We start from the raw sequence: 1,404 nt of genomic DNA on the forward strand, positions 1-1,404 counted from the left end.
GGTGGGGGGCGCCGGGGGGCGGAAGAGCAAGACAGCCGGTTACAGGCCACGCATGACGCCGACGGACTCGCGGGTGAACCCCGGGAAGACCGCGGGCACCGAGGCGCCCGGGAAGCGTGTGGCGACGATCTCCGACAGCACGCTGCGGTAGTCGGTGGTGACGGTCAGGTCCGCGTCCAGGGTGTTCTGCAGCCCCGGCCAGCGCCCGTAGTAGCGACCGCCGGACACCCCGGCGCCCGCGACGAGCATCGCGTTGCCCCAGCCGTGGTCGAGACCCATCGAGGAGTTCTCGGCGACGCGCCGGCCGAACTCGCTGATCGTCACCACGGTGACCCGCTCGCGCATCGCGCCGAGATCGGCGAAGAACGCGGCCATCGACCTCGCCAGGTCGTCGGCCATGGGGAGCAGGCGCCCGGAGGAGAGGGTCCCGATGTTGTTGTGCATGTCCCAGGAGCCGGAGTCGACGGTGACCAGGCGCGTACCGAAGTCGCCGCGCACGGTCTGCGCGACGGTGGACAGCGCGCGGCCGAGGTCCGACGCGGGGTACCTGGCGGCGTTGTCGGCCTGAGCCATCCCGATCCGCAGGTCGTCCGAGGCACCCATCGCGTCGCTGACCGCGCGGCCCATCCGGCTCGTGTCGGCGGCCCACATGCGTTCGAGGACCGTACGCCGGGCGCGCCGCGCGTCGTTGGGATTCTCGCCGGCCAGGGCCCCCGACGCGAGGTTGGCGTAGGAGAGGATCGGCTGGTCGCCGTAGAGCGAGGTCGGCGGCGTGCCGGAGCCGATCGCGACACCCTCCACGGCCCGCTCCTCGCCGCTCTCGCCGAGCAACCGGTTCAACCAGCCGGAGCGCTCGGGCGAGCCGGGCGCTGCGTCCTCGAGCTCCTCCATGGCCGCGAAGTGCGAGCGGTTGGCCACCGGCAGGCCCGTGGCGTGCACGGCGGCGAGCTCGCCGGCCTCCCACATCGGCAGCAGCGGCGTGAAGGACGGGTGCAGGCCGAAGAAGGCGTCCTTGGCGACCAGCCGGTCGCTGGGGACCGCGATGCGGGGGCGGGCAGCGTAGTAGGCGGGGTCGCCGTGGGGCACAACCAGGGAGAGGCCGTCGCTGGCGCCGCGCAGGGACAGCACGACGAGCACGGAGTCGTCGTACCCCTCCGCGGCCAGCGCGGGGGCGCCGCTCATCGTCACCACCGCGGAGCCGGTGACGGTGGTCAGCCCACCGAGGGCGAGACCGCCGAGCACGCGGCGGCGCGAGGCCGTGAACCCCGCGCAGCCGGCGTCGTCGCACAACACGTCGGGGGTGGCTGCGGCCGGCGTGGTGCGGGGGCTGGCGGCGCGGGTGAGCGAGGCGAACATGGGGGGCTCCTGCAGTTCTGGAGGTGGGGTCCAGGGGTGACACAGGAG

At 73.8% G+C, this 1,404-nt stretch carries 1 protein-coding gene; it reads right to left on the reverse strand.

The annotated features are described in order from the left end of the window. Nucleotides 1-39: 39 nt before the first annotated feature. On the reverse strand, nt 40-1,356 hold the full coding sequence (locus tag GV155_RS20110; RefSeq protein ID WP_160012071.1) for a DUF1501 domain-containing protein: 1,317 nt from the start codon (nt 1,354-1,356) through the stop codon (nt 40-42). Between the last annotated feature and the right edge of the window lie 48 nt (nt 1,357-1,404).

It is taken from the genome of Nocardioides sp. AX2bis (genome assembly GCF_902506435.1).
Lineage (GTDB): Bacteria > Actinomycetota > Actinomycetes > Propionibacteriales > Nocardioidaceae > Nocardioides.